This is a genomic window from Flagellimonas halotolerans, assembly GCF_035818535.1.
In the GTDB taxonomy this organism is placed as follows: Bacteria; Bacteroidota; Bacteroidia; order Flavobacteriales; family Flavobacteriaceae; genus Flagellimonas; species Flagellimonas halotolerans.
On the sequence record NZ_JAYKYV010000013.1, the window covers coordinates 48,013 to 66,464 of the forward strand.

Annotated in this window: 18 protein-coding genes; 8 read left to right on the plus strand and 10 right to left on the minus strand. The window is 42.6% G+C overall.

The window, feature by feature from the left end; translation table 11 throughout:
- The first annotated feature begins 91 nt into the window (after positions 1-91).
- The 4 genes from alaS (at position 92) to VM932_RS13535 (ending at position 6,125) form a co-directional block, all read left to right on the plus strand.
- Positions 92-2,701, plus strand: coding sequence for an alanine--tRNA ligase (alaS, locus tag VM932_RS13520; RefSeq protein WP_326279298.1), 2,610 nt, complete (start codon positions 92-94; stop codon positions 2,699-2,701).
- Between the two features lie 123 nt (positions 2,702-2,824).
- On the plus strand, positions 2,825-3,772 hold the full coding sequence (locus VM932_RS13525; protein ID WP_326279299.1) for a GSCFA domain-containing protein: 948 nt from the start codon (positions 2,825-2,827) through the stop codon (positions 3,770-3,772).
- Positions 3,773-4,387, plus strand: coding sequence for a DUF4230 domain-containing protein (locus tag VM932_RS13530; RefSeq protein ID WP_326279300.1), 615 nt, complete (start codon positions 3,773-3,775; stop codon positions 4,385-4,387).
- 55 nt (positions 4,388-4,442) lie between these two features.
- Positions 4,443-6,125, plus strand: coding sequence for a hypothetical protein (locus VM932_RS13535; RefSeq protein ID WP_326279301.1), 1,683 nt, complete (start codon positions 4,443-4,445; stop codon positions 6,123-6,125).
- Here VM932_RS13535 and VM932_RS13540 read toward each other — a convergent pair.
- The 3 genes from VM932_RS13540 to VM932_RS13550 all read right to left on the minus strand — a co-directional run bounded on the left by VM932_RS13540 (position 6,122) and on the right by VM932_RS13550 (position 8,885).
- Entirely contained in the window at positions 6,122-7,873 is a 1,752-nt protein-coding gene (locus tag VM932_RS13540; RefSeq protein ID WP_326279302.1) for an aromatic amino acid hydroxylase, read from the minus strand. The two genes, VM932_RS13535 and VM932_RS13540, sit on opposite strands and share 4 nt — an antisense overlap.
- Positions 7,874-8,087: 214 nt before the next feature.
- Positions 8,088-8,663 (minus strand): DUF4136 domain-containing protein, encoded by a 576-nt coding sequence (locus VM932_RS13545; protein WP_326279303.1) that lies wholly within the window; start codon positions 8,661-8,663, stop codon positions 8,088-8,090.
- 60 nt (positions 8,664-8,723) lie between these two features.
- Complete coding sequence (locus VM932_RS13550) at positions 8,724-8,885, minus strand: C1orf53 family protein (RefSeq protein WP_326279305.1); 162 nt, start codon at positions 8,883-8,885, stop codon at positions 8,724-8,726.
- 255 nt (positions 8,886-9,140) lie between these two features.
- Between VM932_RS13550 and VM932_RS13555 the strand changes: the two genes are divergently transcribed.
- Positions 9,141-9,470 (plus strand): hypothetical protein, encoded by a 330-nt coding sequence (locus tag VM932_RS13555; RefSeq protein ID WP_326279306.1) that lies wholly within the window; start codon positions 9,141-9,143, stop codon positions 9,468-9,470.
- Between the two features lie 34 nt (positions 9,471-9,504).
- On the opposite strand, the gene VM932_RS13560 is transcribed toward VM932_RS13555, so the two are convergent.
- Both VM932_RS13560 and VM932_RS13565 read right to left on the minus strand, forming a co-directional pair.
- On the minus strand, positions 9,505-9,804 hold the full coding sequence (locus VM932_RS13560; RefSeq protein WP_326279308.1) for a type II toxin-antitoxin system RelE/ParE family toxin: 300 nt from the start codon (positions 9,802-9,804) through the stop codon (positions 9,505-9,507).
- Positions 9,801-10,112, minus strand: a complete 312-nt coding sequence (locus VM932_RS13565; RefSeq protein WP_326279310.1) for a hypothetical protein — start codon at positions 10,110-10,112, stop codon at positions 9,801-9,803. Before VM932_RS13565 ends, VM932_RS13560 begins: the two co-directional genes overlap by 4 nt.
- Positions 10,113-10,217: 105 nt before the next feature.
- Between VM932_RS13565 and VM932_RS13570 the strand changes: the two genes are divergently transcribed.
- From VM932_RS13570 to hemL, 3 genes are all read left to right on the plus strand, one after another.
- Positions 10,218-11,123: a 1-aminocyclopropane-1-carboxylate deaminase/D-cysteine desulfhydrase gene (locus VM932_RS13570; RefSeq protein ID WP_326279311.1), complete on the plus strand. Its 906-nt coding sequence runs from the start codon at positions 10,218-10,220 to the stop codon at positions 11,121-11,123.
- A complete protein-coding gene (locus tag VM932_RS13575; RefSeq protein WP_326279312.1) occupies positions 11,120-11,965 on the plus strand; it encodes a glucosaminidase domain-containing protein in 846 nt (281 codons plus the stop codon). The genes VM932_RS13570 and VM932_RS13575 overlap by 4 nt, the downstream gene beginning before the upstream one ends.
- A gap of 427 nt (positions 11,966-12,392) precedes the next feature.
- On the plus strand, positions 12,393-13,670 hold the full coding sequence (hemL, locus tag VM932_RS13580) for a glutamate-1-semialdehyde 2,1-aminomutase (RefSeq protein ID WP_326279314.1): 1,278 nt from the start codon (positions 12,393-12,395) through the stop codon (positions 13,668-13,670).
- Positions 13,671-13,866: 196 nt separating this feature from the next.
- On the opposite strand, the gene VM932_RS13585 is transcribed toward hemL, so the two are convergent.
- The 5 genes from VM932_RS13585 to VM932_RS13605 all read right to left on the minus strand — a co-directional run bounded on the left by VM932_RS13585 (position 13,867) and on the right by VM932_RS13605 (position 18,388).
- Positions 13,867-15,405 carry an AsmA family protein gene (locus VM932_RS13585; protein ID WP_326279316.1) on the minus strand — a complete coding sequence of 513 codons (1,539 nt, stop codon included), beginning with the start codon at positions 15,403-15,405 and terminating at the stop codon, positions 13,867-13,869.
- A gap of 290 nt (positions 15,406-15,695) precedes the next feature.
- A complete protein-coding gene (locus tag VM932_RS13590) occupies positions 15,696-16,085 on the minus strand; it encodes an arsenate reductase family protein (RefSeq protein ID WP_326279318.1) in 390 nt (129 codons plus the stop codon).
- A 105-nt stretch (positions 16,086-16,190) separates the two neighbouring features.
- A complete protein-coding gene (locus tag VM932_RS13595; protein WP_326279319.1) occupies positions 16,191-16,916 on the minus strand; it encodes a DUF3307 domain-containing protein in 726 nt (241 codons plus the stop codon).
- Positions 16,913-17,512: a transcriptional regulator gene (locus tag VM932_RS13600; RefSeq protein ID WP_326279320.1), complete on the minus strand. Its 600-nt coding sequence runs from the start codon at positions 17,510-17,512 to the stop codon at positions 16,913-16,915. Before VM932_RS13600 ends, VM932_RS13595 begins: the two co-directional genes overlap by 4 nt.
- 681 nt (positions 17,513-18,193) lie before the next feature.
- Positions 18,194-18,388 carry a hypothetical protein gene (locus tag VM932_RS13605; protein WP_326279322.1) on the minus strand — a complete coding sequence of 65 codons (195 nt, stop codon included), beginning with the start codon at positions 18,386-18,388 and terminating at the stop codon, positions 18,194-18,196.
- Between the last annotated feature and the right edge of the window lie 64 nt (positions 18,389-18,452).

Below are 18,452 nucleotides of genomic sequence, written 5' to 3' on the forward strand. Positions count from 1 at the left end.
CCTATTTTTGCTCACTCATTTTAATCAGAACAAACAAATATAAAAATTGTTTTGCTTAAAGTGTTAAATTTAAGAAAACCCTAGGAATTCAATGACATCCCAAGAAGTTAGAAACCAGTTTTTAAGCTTTTTTAAAGAAAAGAACCACAAAATTGTGCCATCGGCGCCGATGGTGATGAAAGACGACCCTACCCTGATGTTCACCAATGCCGGTATGAACCAGTTTAAGGAGTACTTTTTGGGGAATTCCGTTCCAAAGAGCAAAAGATTGACCGATACCCAAAAATGTCTTCGGGTGAGCGGTAAGCACAACGACTTGGAAGAAGTTGGGAAGGATACCTACCACCACACCATGTTCGAAATGTTGGGGAATTGGAGTATTGGGGATTATTTTAAGAAGGAAGCTATTGCGTGGGCATGGGAATTGCTCACGGAGGTATTTAAAATTGATAAGGACAGTCTTTACGTTTCCGTTTTTGAAGGAAGTGAGGATGATGGATTGCCATTGGATCAAGAAGCTTACGATCTGTGGAAGGCAATTGTACCTGAGGATCGAATCATAAAAGGAAACAAAAAGGACAATTTCTGGGAAATGGGCGACCAAGGCCCCTGCGGACCATGCTCCGAGATCCATGTGGATATAAGACCCAAGGAAGAAAAACAAAAAGTTGATGGGGCTTCGCTCGTAAACCGGGACCATCCGCAAGTAGTGGAAATTTGGAACTTGGTTTTTATGCAGTTCAACCGTAAGGCGAATGGAAGTCTGGAACCCCTTCCCGAAAAGCACATTGATACCGGAATGGGCTTTGAACGCTTGTGCATGGTGCTTCAGGGCGTGCAATCCAATTACGATACCGATGTTTTTACCCCGCTGATTCGCGAAGTGGAAATCATTACAGGGAAAAAATATGGCAAGGATGAGCAAACCGATATCGCAATCCGTGTGGTGGCCGACCATGTGCGTGCCGTGGCATTTTCCATTGCCGATGGGCAATTGCCCAGCAATACAGGAGCAGGTTATGTAATCCGAAGAATATTACGCCGAGCTATTCGCTACGGATTCACCTTTTTGGACACCAACAAACCATTCATCTACAGATTGGTGAAGGTGTTGGGCGAACAAATGGGCAAAGCGTTCCCAGAGTTGAAGGAGCAATATCAACTGATCGAAAATGTAATCAAAGAAGAGGAAAGCTCATTTTTGAGCACCTTGGAACAAGGATTGGTGTTGTTGGATTCCGTGATAAAGTCCTCCAAGGATAAAACCATAGCAGGTACAAAGGCCTTTGAGCTGTACGACACTTTCGGGTTTCCCATAGATTTGACGGCACTGATTTTGGAGGAGAAAGGGTATCAACTGGACACGGAAGGGTTTGAAAAAGCCTTGAAGGCCCAAAAAGACCGCTCCCGGGCAGCTTCCGAAGTGTCCAAGGGCGATTGGAATGTTTTATTGACGGATGCTGAGCAAGAATTTATCGGTTACGATAGTCTCGAAGCCAATGTGAAACTGGTAAAGTATCGCAAAGTGACCAGTAAGAAAGAGGGAGGCCAATACCAGTTGGTGTTCAATCTTACCCCATTTTACCCCGAAGGAGGTGGTCAGGTTGGAGATAAAGGCTATTTGGAAGCTACTAATGGTGATGTCACTTATATCATTGACACCAAAAGGGAGAATAACGAGATTGTTCATTTTGCAAAATCGTTGCCAAAAGAAGTTTCAGGAACTTTTAAAGCCATTGTGGACAAAAAGCAACGTTGGAGAACGGCTTGCAACCATACCGCTACGCACTTGCTACACCAAGCCCTGCGCGAAGTCTTGGGAGCCCATGTGGAGCAGAAAGGCTCTGCAGTGCATTCCAAATATTTACGATTTGATTTCTCTCACTTTTCAAAATTGACGGTGGAAGAGCTACGGAAAGTCGAAAATTTTGTCAATGCCCGTATTGATGGACACTTGCCTTTGGAAGAAAACCGCAATGTTCCCATGAAAGAAGCCATGGAGCAAGGCGCGATGGCACTTTTTGGTGAAAAATACGGCGATACGGTCCGTACCATCCGTTTTGGACAATCCATTGAACTTTGTGGAGGTACCCACGTAAAGAATACTGCCAACATCTGGCATTTCAAGATAGTTTCCGAAGGAGCCGTTGCCGCTGGAATTCGAAGAATTGAGGCTATTACTTCTGATGCTGTTAAAGAATTTTATTTCAACAACAATCGTATGCTCTTCGAGATCAAGGATATGTTGAAGAACTCGCAAGACCCTGTAAAATCGGTGGCCAGTTTGCAAGAAGAAAACCTTGCCCTTAAAAAACAAGTGGAGCAATTGTTGAAGGATAAGGCCAAAGGACTCAAAACCGAACTGATTTCAGAATTGGAAGAGGTAAATGGAATCCAATTCTTGGCCAAAAAAGTGGATTTGGATGCAGGTGGCATCAAAGATTTGGCTTTTGAAATGAGCGGTCAAGTGGATAGGTTGTTCCTATTTTTGGCCTCTGAAAAAGACGGAAAAGCCGTTTTGTCCTGCTACATTTCCAAGGATTTGGTGGCAGAAAAAGGCCTGAATGCGGGAACCATTGTTCGCGAACTGGGGAAATACATCCAAGGTGGTGGTGGTGGACAGCCGTTCTTTGCTACTGCTGGTGGCAAGAATCCTGCAGGGATTCCCGAGGCGCTGGATAAAGTCAGGGAATATGTCTAATAGTTTCTTGCATCGAGGTGTCATCCTGAGCGCAGTCGAAGGAGTTACCGAGATGTTTTTAAGTTCTCGACTGCCCGCCCGCCCGGCAGGCGGGCTCTCGAACTGAAATTTGTAACAAAGCCAATGGAACTACAGACCAAAATACCTTTAAAGTCGAGTGATAATCCCATCGACTATCATAGTAAATTGGTGCTTTTGGGTTCTTGTTTTGTGGAAAATATGGGCAAGAAGTTGGACTACTTCAAGTTCCAGCAAATGCAAAATCCCTTTGGGATATTGTTCCATCCCTTGGCAATAGAAAATCTGGTTCAACGAGCTATTCAAGAAGAATCTTATCAGAAAGGAGATATTTTTGAGCAAGATGGCATCTGGCGTTGTTTTGAAGCCCATTCCTATTTACGCTCCAAGGATTCAGGAGAATTATTGCAACTTCTCAACCAAAGGTTGACAGAAACCAAAATAGGGCTGGAAGCTTCATCGCACATCATCATCACCCTCGGAACGGCTTGGGTGTATGAGCATCGGGATTCAAATAAAATAGTAGCCAATTGCCATAAGGTGCCCCAAAAGCAATTCACTAAAAAATTGTTGAGCGTAACCGAAATCGAGTCCAGTCTCAATAATTTGGTGGGAATGATTCGCAAAATGAATTCCCTTGCACAAATCATCTTCACCATTTCGCCCGTTCGTCATGTAAAAGATGGTTTTATGGAGAACCAGAGGAGCAAGGCGCATCTGTTTGCTGCCCTTCATCAAATAATAAAAGGACACAGTGTGTCCTACTTTCCATCCTATGAAATTATGATGGACGAGTTGCGCGACTACCGTTTTTACGGAAAAGATATGGTACACCCCAACGAACTGGCGGTCGATTATATATGGCAAAAATTCAAATCCGTTTGGATTGCTAAAGATGCTTACCCTATTATGGACGAGGTGGAAGCCGTTCAAAAGGGCTTGATGCACCGACCTTTTAACCCCGATTCCGAAGCGCATCAAAAGTTTAAAACATCGCTCCGCACAAAAATTACGTATCTTCAAGAAAGGCATTCTTTCATGAAATTTGATTAAATGAAAAAAGTTTTAGCAGGAGCAGTAATTGCCTTGGCCTCGGTTCTGATCTATAAATCGTGCACCGATGACCGAGAGCAAAAATCCATTCTTGAAGAAAACTCCATGCTCATTCAGCAGGAATTGCGAAACGTAGCCAAATTGGTGGTTTCCGAAGGGCATTTTGCCGAAGTCTACAATTACAAAGATTCCAAAGAACTGTTTGGGCCGTTGGTAACCGCCCACAAAAAGGCATTGGTTGTGGTAAATGCTAACGTTTCCATTGCCTATGATATGTCTAAAATAAACTACGAGTTGGACGAGGCGAATAAATTGCTGAAGATTACCCAAATTCCAGAGCCGGAGATAAAAATCAGTCCCGATTTTGAGTACTACGATGTTACCGTAGATTACTTGAACCCTTTCAACGCTGGGGATTACAATGCCATTAAGCGCAATGTGAATGCTTCCTTAATGAAGAAAATAGAGGCTTCCTCTTTGCGTTCCAATGCAGAAAATCGACTGGTCAGCGAACTGTCACGTATTTTAGTGCTCACCAATACCATGGGCTGGACTTTGGTCTATGAAAACACTCCTGTGGAAAATACCGAACAGTTGAAAACTTTTTTGGATTAACCTGTCACATTTTGGGGTTTGATGCGTCTATAAGATACATCAATCAATCAGAACCATGTTTAAAAGAGTATTGCTAACCACCCTTTTAGCCACTTTTCTATTTTCCTGTCAGCAAAACCCCGAATCAGATATCAGCTACACCATTGCACCCATAATGGGCGACAGTATTCCGCAGCTTAAAATTAAAATGATCTTGAAGGCCAGTCCCGATGGCACCACCACGCTGTCTTTTCCGAATGATGTTTGGGGGCAGACCGACCTATATAATTCCTTGGGCAGCATGCAATTGTTGAATGTGGAGGGAGTGGTAGAAAAGGATTTGGATAGCGGTCGCATAGTTTTGATGCACCCCAAAGATGCAAAAGAACTTGAATTTGAGTATTTCCTGAAACAGGATTTTGATGATGACCTTTCAACGGATAAGGTTTATCGGCCCGTCATAAATAAACAGTATTTCCATGTGTTTTCGCATAATATGTTTATGGTGCCCGAAAACGCGGAGGATACATTGGGCATTTTTTTGGATTGGACCGACTTTCCAGAGGAATACACCATCCACAACAGTTTTGGGAGTCAAGAAAGAGAACAACTACTGGCAGATATGGACCTGGAACTTTTTGGGAATGCCATTTTTGTTGGGGGCGATTTTAGAATCTTCAACGGGGACATTCAAGGAAACAAAATTAGTTTGGCTACGCGAGGTGAATGGATTCCCTTTAAAGACGAAAATGTTTTTAAAGTACTGGAACAAACCCTGACCTATCAGCGTAATTTTTGGAATGATCACTCGCAAAAATATTTTACCGTGACTATGCAACCTTTTCCACAAGAAAATGGAAGCAGTTTTCAAGGCACAGGACTTACCAATTCTTTTGCCACCTCGGTTTCCAACAATGATCTAACGGATATTGGTCAAATGGTGTATTTGTTCAATCACGAGTTGATGCACAATTGGATTGGGCATGCCATAAAAAATGTAAATGAGGAGGAGCAATATTGGTTTAGTGAAGGGTTCACCGAATATTATACCTTCAAGAATATAGCGAAGAACAAAATCAACGGTTTGGATGGCACCTTTTTTATTACTGAAATGAATAGGACCATCCGCGATCTTTATGCTTCATCTGTTGGAGATTCGCCAAACTCCGAAATCAACTACGATAACTTTTGGACCAATTATGAATACTCCAAATTGCCTTATTGGAGAGGGGCCATTTTCGCCTTTTATTTGGATCAAAAAATTCAACAAAAAAGTGAAGACAAACAAAGTTTGGATGATGTAGTGCACCGGATTTATACAGATGCGACCTCCAAGGAACAAAAACTCACCCATGATTATTTTATTGGTGTGATGGATGCTTATTGGGATGGTGATTTTGAAGCTGTTTTCCAGAATCATATTGAGGAAGGGCAAAAAGTGGATTTGGTAGCCCTGTTTGATGAGCTCGACTTGGATTACAGTCCCAAAAGTGATATTTACGACCTCGGATTTGTATTTACCGAGGACAGAAAAAGAATACAAAGCGTAACTGAGGGCAGCAAAGCCTGGGAAGCTGGTATTCGAACAGGAGATGAGGTGTTTTCCCGCAGCATTTGGCAAGGCAATATTGAACACGAAGTGGAGCTGGGTTTAAGAAGAAACGGAGAGGAAGTCAAAATTTCTTTTTACCCTGTTAAAAAAGGAGAAGTGCCACAACTGAAACCTAGTGCCGAAAATGTGGAAAAATTAGGATTCTAGTTTACCAAGGCCGTATCCACCAGTTGGAGACCGTCATCAATTAAATGGCCTACCTTGGGATTTTCCAGTTTAATGTTTTCCAAGTGTTCCAAAATCTCTTGCTGATACTCTTGATTGTTGTCCTGTTTGGCCAGTTCGTACAATTCTACGGGCAGTAACCAATCTTTTGGATGTTCTTTTTTAAGGGCTTGAAAGACCTTGTTTCGTGAAATCGTGGTGTTTTTCCCTTCCCTAAAATGCCTGATTTGTTCATAATACCGCTCCAAATGCAACCTTTTTTCGTCTTTTTTGGATTTTATGGTGCTTTCTGTAATCTGATGGCTGGTTAGGTCGAAACTATTAAGGTCTGCGGGACCATTATACGCTGATACAATGTGTTGGCCAACAGCCATGTGATACAATCCCCATTCGGGTTGGAATAAGATTTTATCGTTGTGGGTAACCGTGCAATTTTCAAAAGTGATAAGAATGATTTTACCCATTAAGTTTCGGGTGCCCGTTACTATGGTTCCTTCAACTTTGATGCCCCCTTCGAACTCCAAGACGATTTGTTCCCCTTCATAAATTTTATAGGCTTTAAGGTCGCGTGGCCCCATATCTTCAATGGCGATGTTGATGCCTTTCAACTTTCCGATAGGTGAACCAAAACCATCGGCATGGTGAGCAATACTGTGCCCGACCAATTCTTTTTCACGATAGGCAAGGGCCGTGCCGCCCTTGGTTTGTATATAGATAGGTTTCCCGTCGTTTTGAATTACATTGTTGAATTCCCCAGAGATTTGCAGTCCCGTACTCAATTCGATGGTACCGAGCGCTTTGGAACCAATCAACTTTTTGATGCCTGAAAGTCCTCCCCTTCGCACGGCCATGGTATTGGCAAAATCTTCCAAAACCTGACTTAAAAAAGCAAAATCGGGTGTCACAAAAAGCTGTGGTTGTGGTTTGGTGATATCAAACTCGGTGCGGGCTGCTTCAATGGAGTATGGAATCTTTTTCACTTTGTCCGTCATGCACCACGTACTTTCACCAATGGACGAAAGTAGCCCTGCTCCATAAATTTTTGGGTTGTCCACCGTGCCGATCAAACCATATTCCACGGTCCACCAATGTAGGTTTCGTATTAGGGCCATTTCACTGGGTTCCCCCATATTTTCTTGTAGTTGCTCAATATGCTTTTCGGCTTCTTCTATTTCACTTTGCGGGGTGCCATGTGCTTCTTTTATTATGGAAAGATGTCGCACCGCATTGTAAAGTTCATAATCCTTGGCGCTGGAAATGGCCTTGCAGCCAATCTCACCAAAACGGCGTAAATATTCTGCGTATTCTGGATTGGCGATAATGGGAGCGTGTCCAGCACCTTCGTGAATAATATCTGGTGCAGGGGTATATTCTATATTTTCAAGCTGTCGAATATCCGAAGCGATTACGAGTACATTGTAGGCTTGGAACTCCATAAAGGCAGAAGGTGGGATAAAACCATCCACCGCAACGGCAGCCCAACCAATTTCCTTGAGGATTCTGTTCATGCCGTACATATTGGGGATATGATTTATGGAAATCCCCGTTTTTTTCAATCCATCCACGTAGGAGTTGTGGGCCACTTTACTCAAATAATCCACGTTTTTGCGCATCACGTAGCGCCAAACCGCTTGGTCAATGGCCGTGTACGCTTCATAATTTTGTGGTTTTATGAATTGTTTGAGGTGCTTAGGTAGTTTGTCCAGTATAGGATTGGATTCGTAGCTCATGAGTCAATCATTTGTGCGACTTAAAGATATGAAATAGAGCGTGGATTTTCTCTTAAGGAAAGTTAAGGGAAATAAAAAAGAAGTTGTCTGAATGGGTTTTTATTGTCAATTCGAGCGTAGTCAGTCGAGAATTTATGGCGTTGATGCCTTAAAAAGGTTTCGACTGCGCTCAACCTGACATTGTTTAATTCATTCAGACAATCTCTTGTAGGATTTAGTTGGAGGCCACTGTCATTTGCGGCGGGTACTCTTCCAAAATCTGCGAAACAAATTCTTTGATGCGTTGTTCTTTCTTTTCAATGTTTTTGGTATTGTTCAGTGTACCTACGCCACGACCTTGCCATACCAGTTCTTTTTTATTGGCATCGATCAGGTCGATGTACAAAGAACCTTCGGTACGGGTACTGACATTGTTGCCATAGCCTCCCCAGCCCCAGCCCCAACCGGGACCCCAGGCCCATGGGCTATAGAATCCGCCCCAGCCCCAACCGAAGTTGTTGTAGACGTCCACACGTTCGCGCTCTTTGGTAAAAATGCTGATCAATACATCGGGGTTGTCGGATTTTACAAATCCACGAGAACCCATTTCAGCCTCAATGGCCCTTAAAATTCTTTTCTTGTCCAAATCCGAAATTTGGGCTTTATCTATACCAGTTTTGTAAAAAGCATAGCTTTTATAGGTGTTAAAGTCAGCTTTTTGGTCGTAATCGGAAACCACCCGTACGGAAGTACAGGAGGTCAACAAACCAAAGGAAAAGACAATCAGTGCAAAACGTTTTAAACTTTTCATAGTACTTTTTTTAATTTCTTGAGATATAATTAAATAATCCACAAATATTATGCCGAATACCTAATTTCGGGTGTTTGTTTTGGCATTATATCCATAGGGACAATGGCGGCAACCACTTTCGCAACAATAACCACGTTTTAGGTGGTATTTTTCGGTAAACACCCTATACCCTTGTTTCGAAACGTAATAATCACCCTCTTCCAAGGGAATATGCTCTTTCATGTGGTTTGCGCCATTTTACTCGATAATCGAGATTTAACCCTAACTTCCATCAGGCAAGTTGCCCCGATTCCTCGTGGGGTTGCCCCGAGGTAATTTACTATATAAATTTACGGTTTTCGCGGGAATAGAACGAAGGTTTTAAGACTTTCAAAACAAGGTTATTCACCGAAAATGTTGATGGATTTCTCCTAACCACCCAATTTTGAGCACTTTTTGCAGTTATATTTGTTAGAATAACCAAAGGAATGGGATCAAGTGATACTAGTCTTTAAACATTTCTTCTATAAAAATTATGTGGGGCTCTCACTATGGCCTTTCATTATCCTAAAGGAAAATGCTCTAATGGCCGATGAGGTGCTTATCAACCACGAACGTATCCACTTAAAGCAACAGCAAGAACTCCTCATATTGCCGTTCTATTTGCTCTATGTTTCGGAGTGGTTGTTTAGGACCGTCCTTTATTTGGATAGTTACCGCGCATACCAAAACATCAGTTTTGAACGTGAGGCCTATGCCAACGAAAAGGATATGCAATATCTATCCAACCGCAAAACCTTTGGTTTTCTACATTATTTGACGAGATAATATTCCTTGCTAAATATGGTTGGTTGCCCAGTGGTTAACTGAGAAGCTTTTCAATTTTATCAGGGTTTTGGAAATTGCCCCAAAAATACTCCACCTCGATCAGTTCATCCAAAACCCTATAAAACATTGTGGTGTGTTTGGTAATGTGGGCCTCACGGCTTGCTCCGTTATATTGGGAAACTTTGAACATTTCTGGATTGTCCTTTATTTTTTTGATGGTATCTTCTATCAGGTCAATAAAGGCCAAAGCTTCTTTTTGGGTACAGACTTCCATAAGGTAGTCCAATATGTCGTTAAAGGATTTTTTTGTCTCAAAGGTCCAGATTACTTTCACCGGGAAACTCTTTTTCTGGCATCGGCTATAACGGATTTGTGTTCCAAAACACGACCTGCGGCACTGTCCTCACGGCTGCGCTCCAAAGCCTGTTTAATTTCCATGGCCTTGACATCCTCTGGAAAAAGAAGCGCGCTCAATTTGACCATTTCGGAAACGCTGAAACTATTTTTTTTCAGTTTGTTGTAGAAAGTCGCCCTGGAAACACCAAGCTCCTTGATAATATGTTCTTTCTTGAACTTACTTTCCTCAATGTATGTGTTGAGGTTTTCTAGCAAGTTTTTATAATTTAAAACAATGTCCAGCATTTTAATCTATATTTGTCTTTAAAAACAATACAAATATATTAAGATATTCTGTATATAAAACAATCAATTTTTTAGACTTAGGAACAATATGCCTAAATAAACAATTTGATTACCCCTAATCAACATATAGATTTGTCGCTGCTCCGAGAAAAGGGAGTTACCCTCAACATCAAAAGGGAAGATACCATCCATCCCTTAATTTCGGGCAATAAATACCGTAAACTCAAATACAACCTGCTTGAAGCCGAAAAAAGAGGTAAAGATACCCTGCTCACCTTTGGTGGAGCTTTTTCCAACCATATTGCGGCCACAGCCTATGCGGGACATGAACAAGGGCTAAAAACCATTGGTGTGATTAGGGGCGAAGAATTGGAAAACAAGTGGCAGGACAATCCAACCCTAAAATTGGCCCACGAACATGGAATGAAGTTCCATTTTATATCCCGAAATCATTATCGTCTCAAAAGTGAAGCATCATTTATTCAAGATTTAAAAGAGCGGTTTGGAGATTTTTACCTGTTGCCCGAAGGTGGAAGCAATGCTTTGGCGGTAAAAGGATGTGCAGAAATCTTAACGCAGCATGATGCAAAATTTGATTACATCTGTAGTGCGGCGGGTACAGGCGGCACCGTGGCAGGTCTCATCAACGCATCCCAAGGGCATCAAACAGTTTTGGGGTTTCCCGCGTTAAAGGGGAATTTTTTGATCGAGGAGATTCGTACATTTGCCGATAATAATCGTTGGAGACTCGTAACTGATTATCATTTTGGGGGCTATGCCAAGATGGATAGCGATTTGGTCGGGTTCATTAACCAATTTAGGAAGGAAACTGGGGTTCCCTTGGATCCTATTTACACGGGAAAAATGCTTTTTGGTATTTTTGACCTTGTAAAAAGGAATGTTTTTCCACCAGAAACCCAAATCTTGGCCATCCATACAGGGGGATTGCAAGGAATAAAAGGTATGAACCAAATACTGAAGAAGAAAAATTTACCGTTATTGGAGGTATGATCAGGCGAATAATATATGTATTGATTGCGGCACTTTTGCTCTCTAGTTGTGGTGCCAAAAAAAGAAGGTCAACCCAAAGAAAGGGTACGCCCGTTGTGGTGAACAGCGAAAGACCAGCCACCAGCACTAAGGATTTAGAGGCCGAAGAGGTTCGGAATCTGTATCCCATGCCCGAAGATAGGGGGCGTTTTGAGCGTTTTCCCATTTCGGACACCCAAGACTATATCGAAACCTTTGCCGAAATCGCCCAGTACGAAATGCGTGCCTTTGGCATTCCCGCCAGTATTACCCTGGCCCAGGGTATTTTGGAAAGCGGCTCTGGTAGAGGCGAACTTACGCTAAAGACCAACAATCATTTTGGGATCAAATGCCACACTGGTTGGCAGGGCGAATTTGATTTTCATGATGATGATGCCAAGGGGGAATGTTTCCGCAAGTACAACCACCCGATGTACTCCTTCCGCGATCACAGTATTTTTCTGTCCACGCGTTCACGCTATGCGTTTTTGTTCAACTACAAACGGGACGATTATAAAAAATGGGCGCATGGACTTCGACAGGCGGGGTATGCAACCGACCGCAGGTACCCACAAAAGTTAATTTCCATAATAGAGAACTACAATCTTTATGAATACGATGAAGCGGTATTGGAAAACGGTTTGCCCATAGTGCGCGAACCCAGACAATACGAAATATTTACCCATACCGTAAAAAGGGGCGACACCTTGTATGCCATTTCCAAACGCTACGATATTTCCGTGGATGAGCTTCGCCGCCTCAATAATTTAAATGATAACATTATTTCCGTAGGGCAGGTGCTCAACATTCGGGTGACGCAGTAATTGTACCCTGAGCGTAGTCGAAGGGTATTGCATTTAACATATAATGAGGTGCGGAATCCAGCTGGTTGCATAATGGATTCCTGCGTTCTCAGGAATGACAAGCAATAAAAACAGATTCCTGCCGAAGTTTGTGACGAGCATAGCCGAAGTGCAGGAATGACAAAATTGACTTCCAAGAAAGTATTATCCTTATTACCTTTGCGGCACCAATGTCATTCCGCACGGAAGCTGAGCGTAGCCGAAGCACGATGCGGAATCCAGCTGGTTGCATAATGGATTCCTGCGTTCGCAGGGATGACAAGCAATGAAAACAGATTCCTGCTGGAGTTTATGCTGAGCATAGCCGAAGTGCAGGAATTACAGTGGGTACTAGACAATAATTGATTAAATAGATTCCCGTTTTTCACGGGAATGACATTGAGCATATATGATCTACCAACGAAGCAGCGCCTTGTTTTCAGAGGCCAAAAAGTATATCCCCGGAGGGGTAAATTCACCTGTACGAGCGTTTAAAGCGGTAGGGGGCGACCCCATTTTTATCAAAGAGGCCAAAGGCGCCTACCTGTACGATGAAGACGGCAACCAACTTATCGACTACATCGCTTCCTGGGGCCCCCTCATTTTGGGTCATGCGTACGAGCCGGTGATCAATGCGGTAATCGACAAAGCCAAAAAAGGAACTTCCTTTGGAACACCCACCGAAATTGAGACAGAACTCGCCAAATTAGCGGTTTCCATGGTGCCGAACATTGATAAAATCCGTTTTGTGAACAGCGGTACTGAAGCTTGTATGAGTGCAGTGCGCCTCGCGCGCGGGTACACGGGCAAGGAAAAGATCATCAAATTTGCAGGTTGCTACCACGGTCATTCCGATTCTTTTTTGATACAAGCGGGGAGTGGAGCCGTTACTTTTGGTAGCCCTAACAGCCCCGGCGTAACGCAGGGCACGGCCAAGGACACACTATTGGCCGATTACAACGATTTGGAAGGGGTAAAAGCCTTGGTGGAAGCCAATAAAGGTGAAATTGCCGCCATTATTTTGGAACCCGTAGCGGGGAATATGGGCTGTATTATCCCCAAAGATGAATTTATTAAAGGCCTACGCGAACTCTGCACCCAAGAAGGCATTTTGTTGTTGTTTGATGAGGTAATGACAGGTTTTCGTCTCGGAAAAGGAGGCGCTCAGGAAGCCTTGGGCATTGATGCGGATATTGTGATGTTCGGAAAAGTGATCGGGGGTGGATTGCCTGTAGGGGCGTTTGCGGCCCGATCCGATATTATGGCACATTTGGCGCCCGATGGCCCCGTGTACCAAGCAGGCACCTTGAGCGGAAACCCTTTGGCCATGAGTGCGGGACTGGCCATGCTTACCGCGCTGAACGATAAGCCTAAAATTTTTACCAGCTTGGCCGAAAAAACGGAGTATCTGCACAAGGGTATTGCCATGGTACTGACTAAAAAAGGGGTACCACACCAGATTAACCGATATGGCAGTATGATCTCCGTACACTTTACGGACGAACCGGTGGTGGATTTTTCCAGCTCGGCGAAAGGCAACAACGACACCTTCAAGAAATATTTCCACGGGATGTTGGACAACGGAGTGTACTTACCGCCCTCGGCTTTTGAAAGCTACTTTTTAAACGATGCCCTTAGTTATGCCGATTTGGACAGGACGATTGAGGCTGTGGCGAAGGTGTTTTGATTGTCATTTCAAAGAAGCGAAGCGACTGAGAAATCTGTTCGTGCTTGAGATTTCTCACACTCCTTGCAGTCGGTTCGAAATGACACGGTGATAGAATCAAATCAATTAAGGCAAGAAGAAGTTTTGATTTAGTCCTTTAAAAGTTGAAAATGACCTATGCTCTGTTAAAATTTGGCTCGTTTTCCAAACACCAAACTCAATCCCGCTTTTTACCACGTCCCGTCATGGTGTCTACCAGGCCTTCTTTTAAGTTGATCCATAAATAATTAAAAAAGGATTTGTCCCGGTTGCGCTCAACCTTAAAATTTCCGTGGCGGAAGCCGTCCTCATCGGTTTTCTCGCCATTTTTGGTAAACAGGTTTACCACAGCGGTGAGGAACTTGTTTACGCCCAAACGGTCTTTTTTAAGCACGGTAAACTCAAAATCATCGTATTTCATCTTCATATCGCCCTGCGAATCCAGCTCGTTCCCGCTAATGGCAAAAAACATTTGTTGTATGGAGCCCTTTACCTCCGCATTAAGGTTGCTCTTTAAAAAAGGACTGATACTTTCTGACTGAAAATTGGAGAGCGAACCCTGCACCAAAAAATTATTGGCCTTGTTCCGGGGGTCAAAGGACCAATCCAAGGTAAAGGGACCGTTGCCCATGAGTTTGGCATTGAGATCAACCGTTACATCGCCCTCACCTTTGGTGTGCAAGTTGTATATAGTGGCCTCAATATCCGTAAAGCTCAGGTTTTTGGAATTTATATCGGCTTCCAAACGTTCTTTGTAGGTGATGAGTCCTTTCGAAATTTGGATACTGTCCACCTGAAGGTCCAACTTAAGGTCGCGCAGTGCTTGATTGTACAGTTTTTTGTGTGTGGTATCGTCCGGCAACAATTTATCGCGGTACACATGAAAAACCGGTTCCTGCACTTGCATTTGGCCCAAGTGGAAATAGGGAAGCTCGTTTTCCATGCCAAAATCCCAATCTTTTAAGATTATACTGCCAATGGTGAGGTCGTAATGGTCGTGTTCGTGGGCAAGTCTTTTGGAAAGTTCCGCTTTGCTATACTTACTGCGCAATACTACTTGTTGAAACTGGCCATCGATTGGGTTTAATTGCATTTGTTGAAACGCGATAAATTCCAACGGGCCCAAATCGTAGTGTCCCTTTTGGGTATGGAGCTGATATTCACCATAGGTAAAGGGAATGTTTTGTGTAGATGTCCCTTGGTTAAAGGTGATATCGGAAAGGGTAAATTCAATACCCTGTAGTGTGGCCAAGCTATCCGATGTTTGGCTCAGCATCTTTAAAGTTCCATTTTGGATGCTAAAGTTTTCAATATTGATATTTTTGGACGGAATTTTTCCTTGCTCTTTTGATGTGCTATCCTTTTCCCTTTGATAATAGGTGATACTGGGCGATTCCATAGTAAGGTTGGCAATGGTAATATCGCCATTTTGAAGCAAGGGCAGGTAGTGCAAACCGGAAACCGTAACGGATTTCGCTTTAAAATCGAAGCCTTTTTGGGGAGAATCGGCAGACACATCGGTTAAATTGATTTTGCCCAAAAGCACGTTGGTGCTCAAATTTGCATAGCTGAGGTTGAGTTCTTCGGGCACTTTTTCCTTCAGTACCGTTTTTATTTTGTTGGTGAAAAGTAGTTGAGCTGCCACTCCTGCCAAAATCAACAGTAAAATGATTCCGACCGCAATTTTTACATAGCGTGAAACTTTTGATTGCGGCATAGCTGTTTTAATGGTGTTTTTTTTCTAGTTAAAGATTAAGACCCTGCCTTTGCCGGCAGTCAGGCCTGCAAACTCGCCCAACGGTAGTCAGATTTTATTGCAGTTACTTTAGTTTCTATAAATTTTATGCATAGTCCCCTCTCCGGTCTCCCCAAGGGGAGAAGTTTCCCTCATTTGGAAGGATTAAGGGAGGACTTGATACCAGATGGCAAAGAATTTCATTCTTTTCTTTAAAACTATGAACTTCAAAACTATAGTGGTTTATTATATGTACGTTTGGGAGTAGTGGGTTAGTCTTCTTCTTCTTTCAAGAAGGACATAACTTTTGAAGGGGTATCTATTTGAATGACGTTATCACCGTTCACCAGTATAGGTTGGGTTACCACCTTGGGATTGTTTACCAAAACCTTGAGCCAATCCTCATCGCCATGGAGGTCGTGTGTTTTTCCGTATTCCTTCATAAAATCCGGATGCTCGATATTGATGAGTTCCTTAATGGGTTTGTCCAATAGCTTGGCAAGTTCGGTCCATTGGGTGCCCGTTACCTTGGTCTTCGATAAGTCCACATCCAATATTTTTTTCTCGGAAGCTTTTAAATAAGCCAAGGTCTGCATGCCCACATTGGTCTCTGCATTGTAAAAAAGCTTTATTTCCCGTTTGTTTGTTGATATTACTCCCATATCGTCCTTCATTTAAATATCTTTTACTATAAAATAAAATATTTATGATGATTGGGCTTAACCCAATCCATTTTTTTCGTGTCGTAAAAGAAGATAAAAAGGTAGTTAAAGTTGCTCCTTTATGTATAGATAACACATGCCCGAAAGTATGGCCAGGCCAAAACTTAAAAGGGTGCCGATAAGGACGTATTCCGTTAACTTTCGGTTTTTTCCCTTGTTAAGGTCGCCAAACCGAAACACGGATTTTGCCATGATCAATAGGCCTATTGTGGCCCATTGCTGCATCAAAATAAAACCAAATACAAAGAGTCGTTCCAGCATACCGATGTAGGTGCCGGCATTTTTAAGGGAGCCACCTTCCCCAGATTCGTCGTCCTTGGCAACTTCATCAATATAAGGGGCCAACAACATCCGCATAACAGTACCGGATACGTAAGTGACAAAGACCAAAAACGTAATCAATAAAAGTGAACTTTCAGTAAAAAATGCGGTTACATCCAACGAAAAGGGAGATATCCAGTACAACACTCCCCCCAGCACCAAAAGGTGCAGTACTTGGTCTGCCACAAAGAGCCAACGGTAGTTTTTTGGATTGCTAAGGTGTAGTTTCCCTAAGTCTATTAAATAGTGGGTCGCAACAATAAAAAGGATGGCACCCACATGTTGAAATTGCAATATGATCAACAGCACCAATATGTGTACTCCAATATGAAAGTATAGATATTTGGATTTACCCTTCTTAGCTAATTTATGCGCTACCCAATGTGCGGGTTGGAGGACAAAATCTCCCAAAAAGTGGGCGAGTATCAATTTTAGGGCTAAAAGCGTCATAGTTTTGCGAGTTGGGTTCTGTAAAAATGAATCATTTTTTGGACTTCATCAAATCCTGCTTTGTTCAGCTCTTCACTAATGTTCCCTTGAGACTTGTTGAGTATTGATGCCAGCTCTTTTTGATTCAAATCAGGGTTTTCCATGGCGGTTTTTACCGTTTTTGAGATGGCCGGGGTCCAATTGTCCATAGTCAAAAGAGCCAGTTCTAGAAGCAGGTTGATGTGTTCGTCGAATACTTTATTGGGTGTTTTTATGGCCAAATTTAGTTTTTTGAGGTTTTCGAAACATTTACCTGAATGTACAAAAGCCCCACCATTGGACTCCGTTATTTTTCCTGCATCATACGTTTTTTCTCCCAGACCGATTGCGATACGAACATCCAATCCGCGTGTTTGCTTAATGCATGCCTTTATGTACACCGATGCCTCCAATGCCCGTTCCGGTGCCGTCTGCAACTGAAAACTGTCTCCCCTGTATATTTCCCATTCCGTGGGCTCTTTGCCATAATGTCCCAGGGCCTTTTTTAGCACGGGCAGCCATTTGGCTGTTTTGTATTCTGTTGAATTTTTGATATCCCCTGTAAGAATGGCAACCATTTTTTCTTTTTTTGAAACAAAATATCTTCTCTTCAACAGATAATTTAAAATATCTGTTAATTGATAGATAATCAAATATATCTGTTTAATAGCAGATAATCAAATATATCTGTAAAATGCGGATAAAAAAGAAACCGCAACCATGGCGGATGCGGCTTCTTAAATCAACAAAAAACACTATCCTCTTCTCCCTCTCTCCTGCATTTTTTTATTGCCGTGGTGCATAGACTTTTTGCGATTGTAAAATTTTTTCAAGTCTAGTTATTGGTACTTGTACGGTACAATCTTTTGCCGTTTTACCGACTCAAGGTGTACGTTTTTCTTTGTTCTACCTCTTTATTCAGATATTGGGTCTTTTTCCAAATCAACCTCATGCAGCATGTTTTGTGGTGCCTTGGTAAAATTCAATGTCAAGGCGGTGTGCTCTGTTTGTGATGGGGCTACTTTATTCAGCGCTTAGTTGGGGATAGCCAATGACTTCTTATGTTTGAGCTTTAATGATTTATTCTTTGGATAAAACCGTGTCCGAAGTTTTGGTCATGACAACGTAGTTCGTGAAGCCTTTAATCTCTCATTGAGGGTTTTATTCCCCGACGTTCTACGTCGAAATGAATTAATCTTTTTTCGTTTGAATACCTCGTGGGTTTGCCCCGTGATAGTTGATCGATAAATAGGGGGAAGTTATTTGTTTTCTTCTTCCAAATCGTCTTCTATAGACTCATCAGTATAATCGTCGGCATCCTCGAAATGGGTCTCGACGTAAGTTTTTGAATTGAGTTGATCTTGGAAATCGTCGCGCTGATCCATTGCATAATATAAGGTAGCTGCAGCCACGAAACAGGAAAAGTAGATTAAGCTTTTTGTTTTGTAGTTCATGATGTGAGATTTGGAATTACTAAAGTAATCAAACCGAATGGGAATCTCAGCGATTTGTTGTGAA

Bases quoted from the DNA above. Each gene is read 5' to 3' on its own strand.
- alaS (WP_326279298.1), top strand. From the start codon at position 92: ATGACATCCCAAGAAGTTAGAAACCAGTTTTTAAGCTTTTTTAAAGAA.
- VM932_RS13525 (WP_326279299.1), top strand. From the start codon at position 2,825: ATGGAACTACAGACCAAAATACCTTTAAAGTCGAGTGATAATCCCATC.
- VM932_RS13530 (WP_326279300.1), top strand. From the start codon at position 3,773: ATGAAAAAAGTTTTAGCAGGAGCAGTAATTGCCTTGGCCTCGGTTCTG.
- VM932_RS13535 (WP_326279301.1), top strand. From the start codon at position 4,443: ATGTTTAAAAGAGTATTGCTAACCACCCTTTTAGCCACTTTTCTATTT.
- VM932_RS13540 (WP_326279302.1), bottom strand. From the start codon at position 7,873: ATGAGCTACGAATCCAATCCTATACTGGACAAACTACCTAAGCACCTC.
- VM932_RS13545 (WP_326279303.1), bottom strand. From the start codon at position 8,663: ATGAAAAGTTTAAAACGTTTTGCACTGATTGTCTTTTCCTTTGGTTTG.
- VM932_RS13550 (WP_326279305.1), bottom strand. From the start codon at position 8,885: ATGAAAGAGCATATTCCCTTGGAAGAGGGTGATTATTACGTTTCGAAA.
- VM932_RS13565 (WP_326279310.1), bottom strand. From the start codon at position 10,112: ATGCTGGACATTGTTTTAAATTATAAAAACTTGCTAGAAAACCTCAAC.
- VM932_RS13575 (WP_326279312.1), top strand. From the start codon at position 11,120: ATGATCAGGCGAATAATATATGTATTGATTGCGGCACTTTTGCTCTCT.
- hemL (WP_326279314.1), top strand. From the start codon at position 12,393: ATGATCTACCAACGAAGCAGCGCCTTGTTTTCAGAGGCCAAAAAGTAT.
- VM932_RS13585 (WP_326279316.1), bottom strand. From the start codon at position 15,405: ATGCCGCAATCAAAAGTTTCACGCTATGTAAAAATTGCGGTCGGAATC.
- VM932_RS13590 (WP_326279318.1), bottom strand. From the start codon at position 16,085: ATGGGAGTAATATCAACAAACAAACGGGAAATAAAGCTTTTTTACAAT.
- VM932_RS13595 (WP_326279319.1), bottom strand. From the start codon at position 16,916: ATGACGCTTTTAGCCCTAAAATTGATACTCGCCCACTTTTTGGGAGAT.
- VM932_RS13600 (WP_326279320.1), bottom strand. From the start codon at position 17,512: ATGGTTGCCATTCTTACAGGGGATATCAAAAATTCAACAGAATACAAA.
- VM932_RS13605 (WP_326279322.1), bottom strand. From the start codon at position 18,388: ATGAACTACAAAACAAAAAGCTTAATCTACTTTTCCTGTTTCGTGGCT.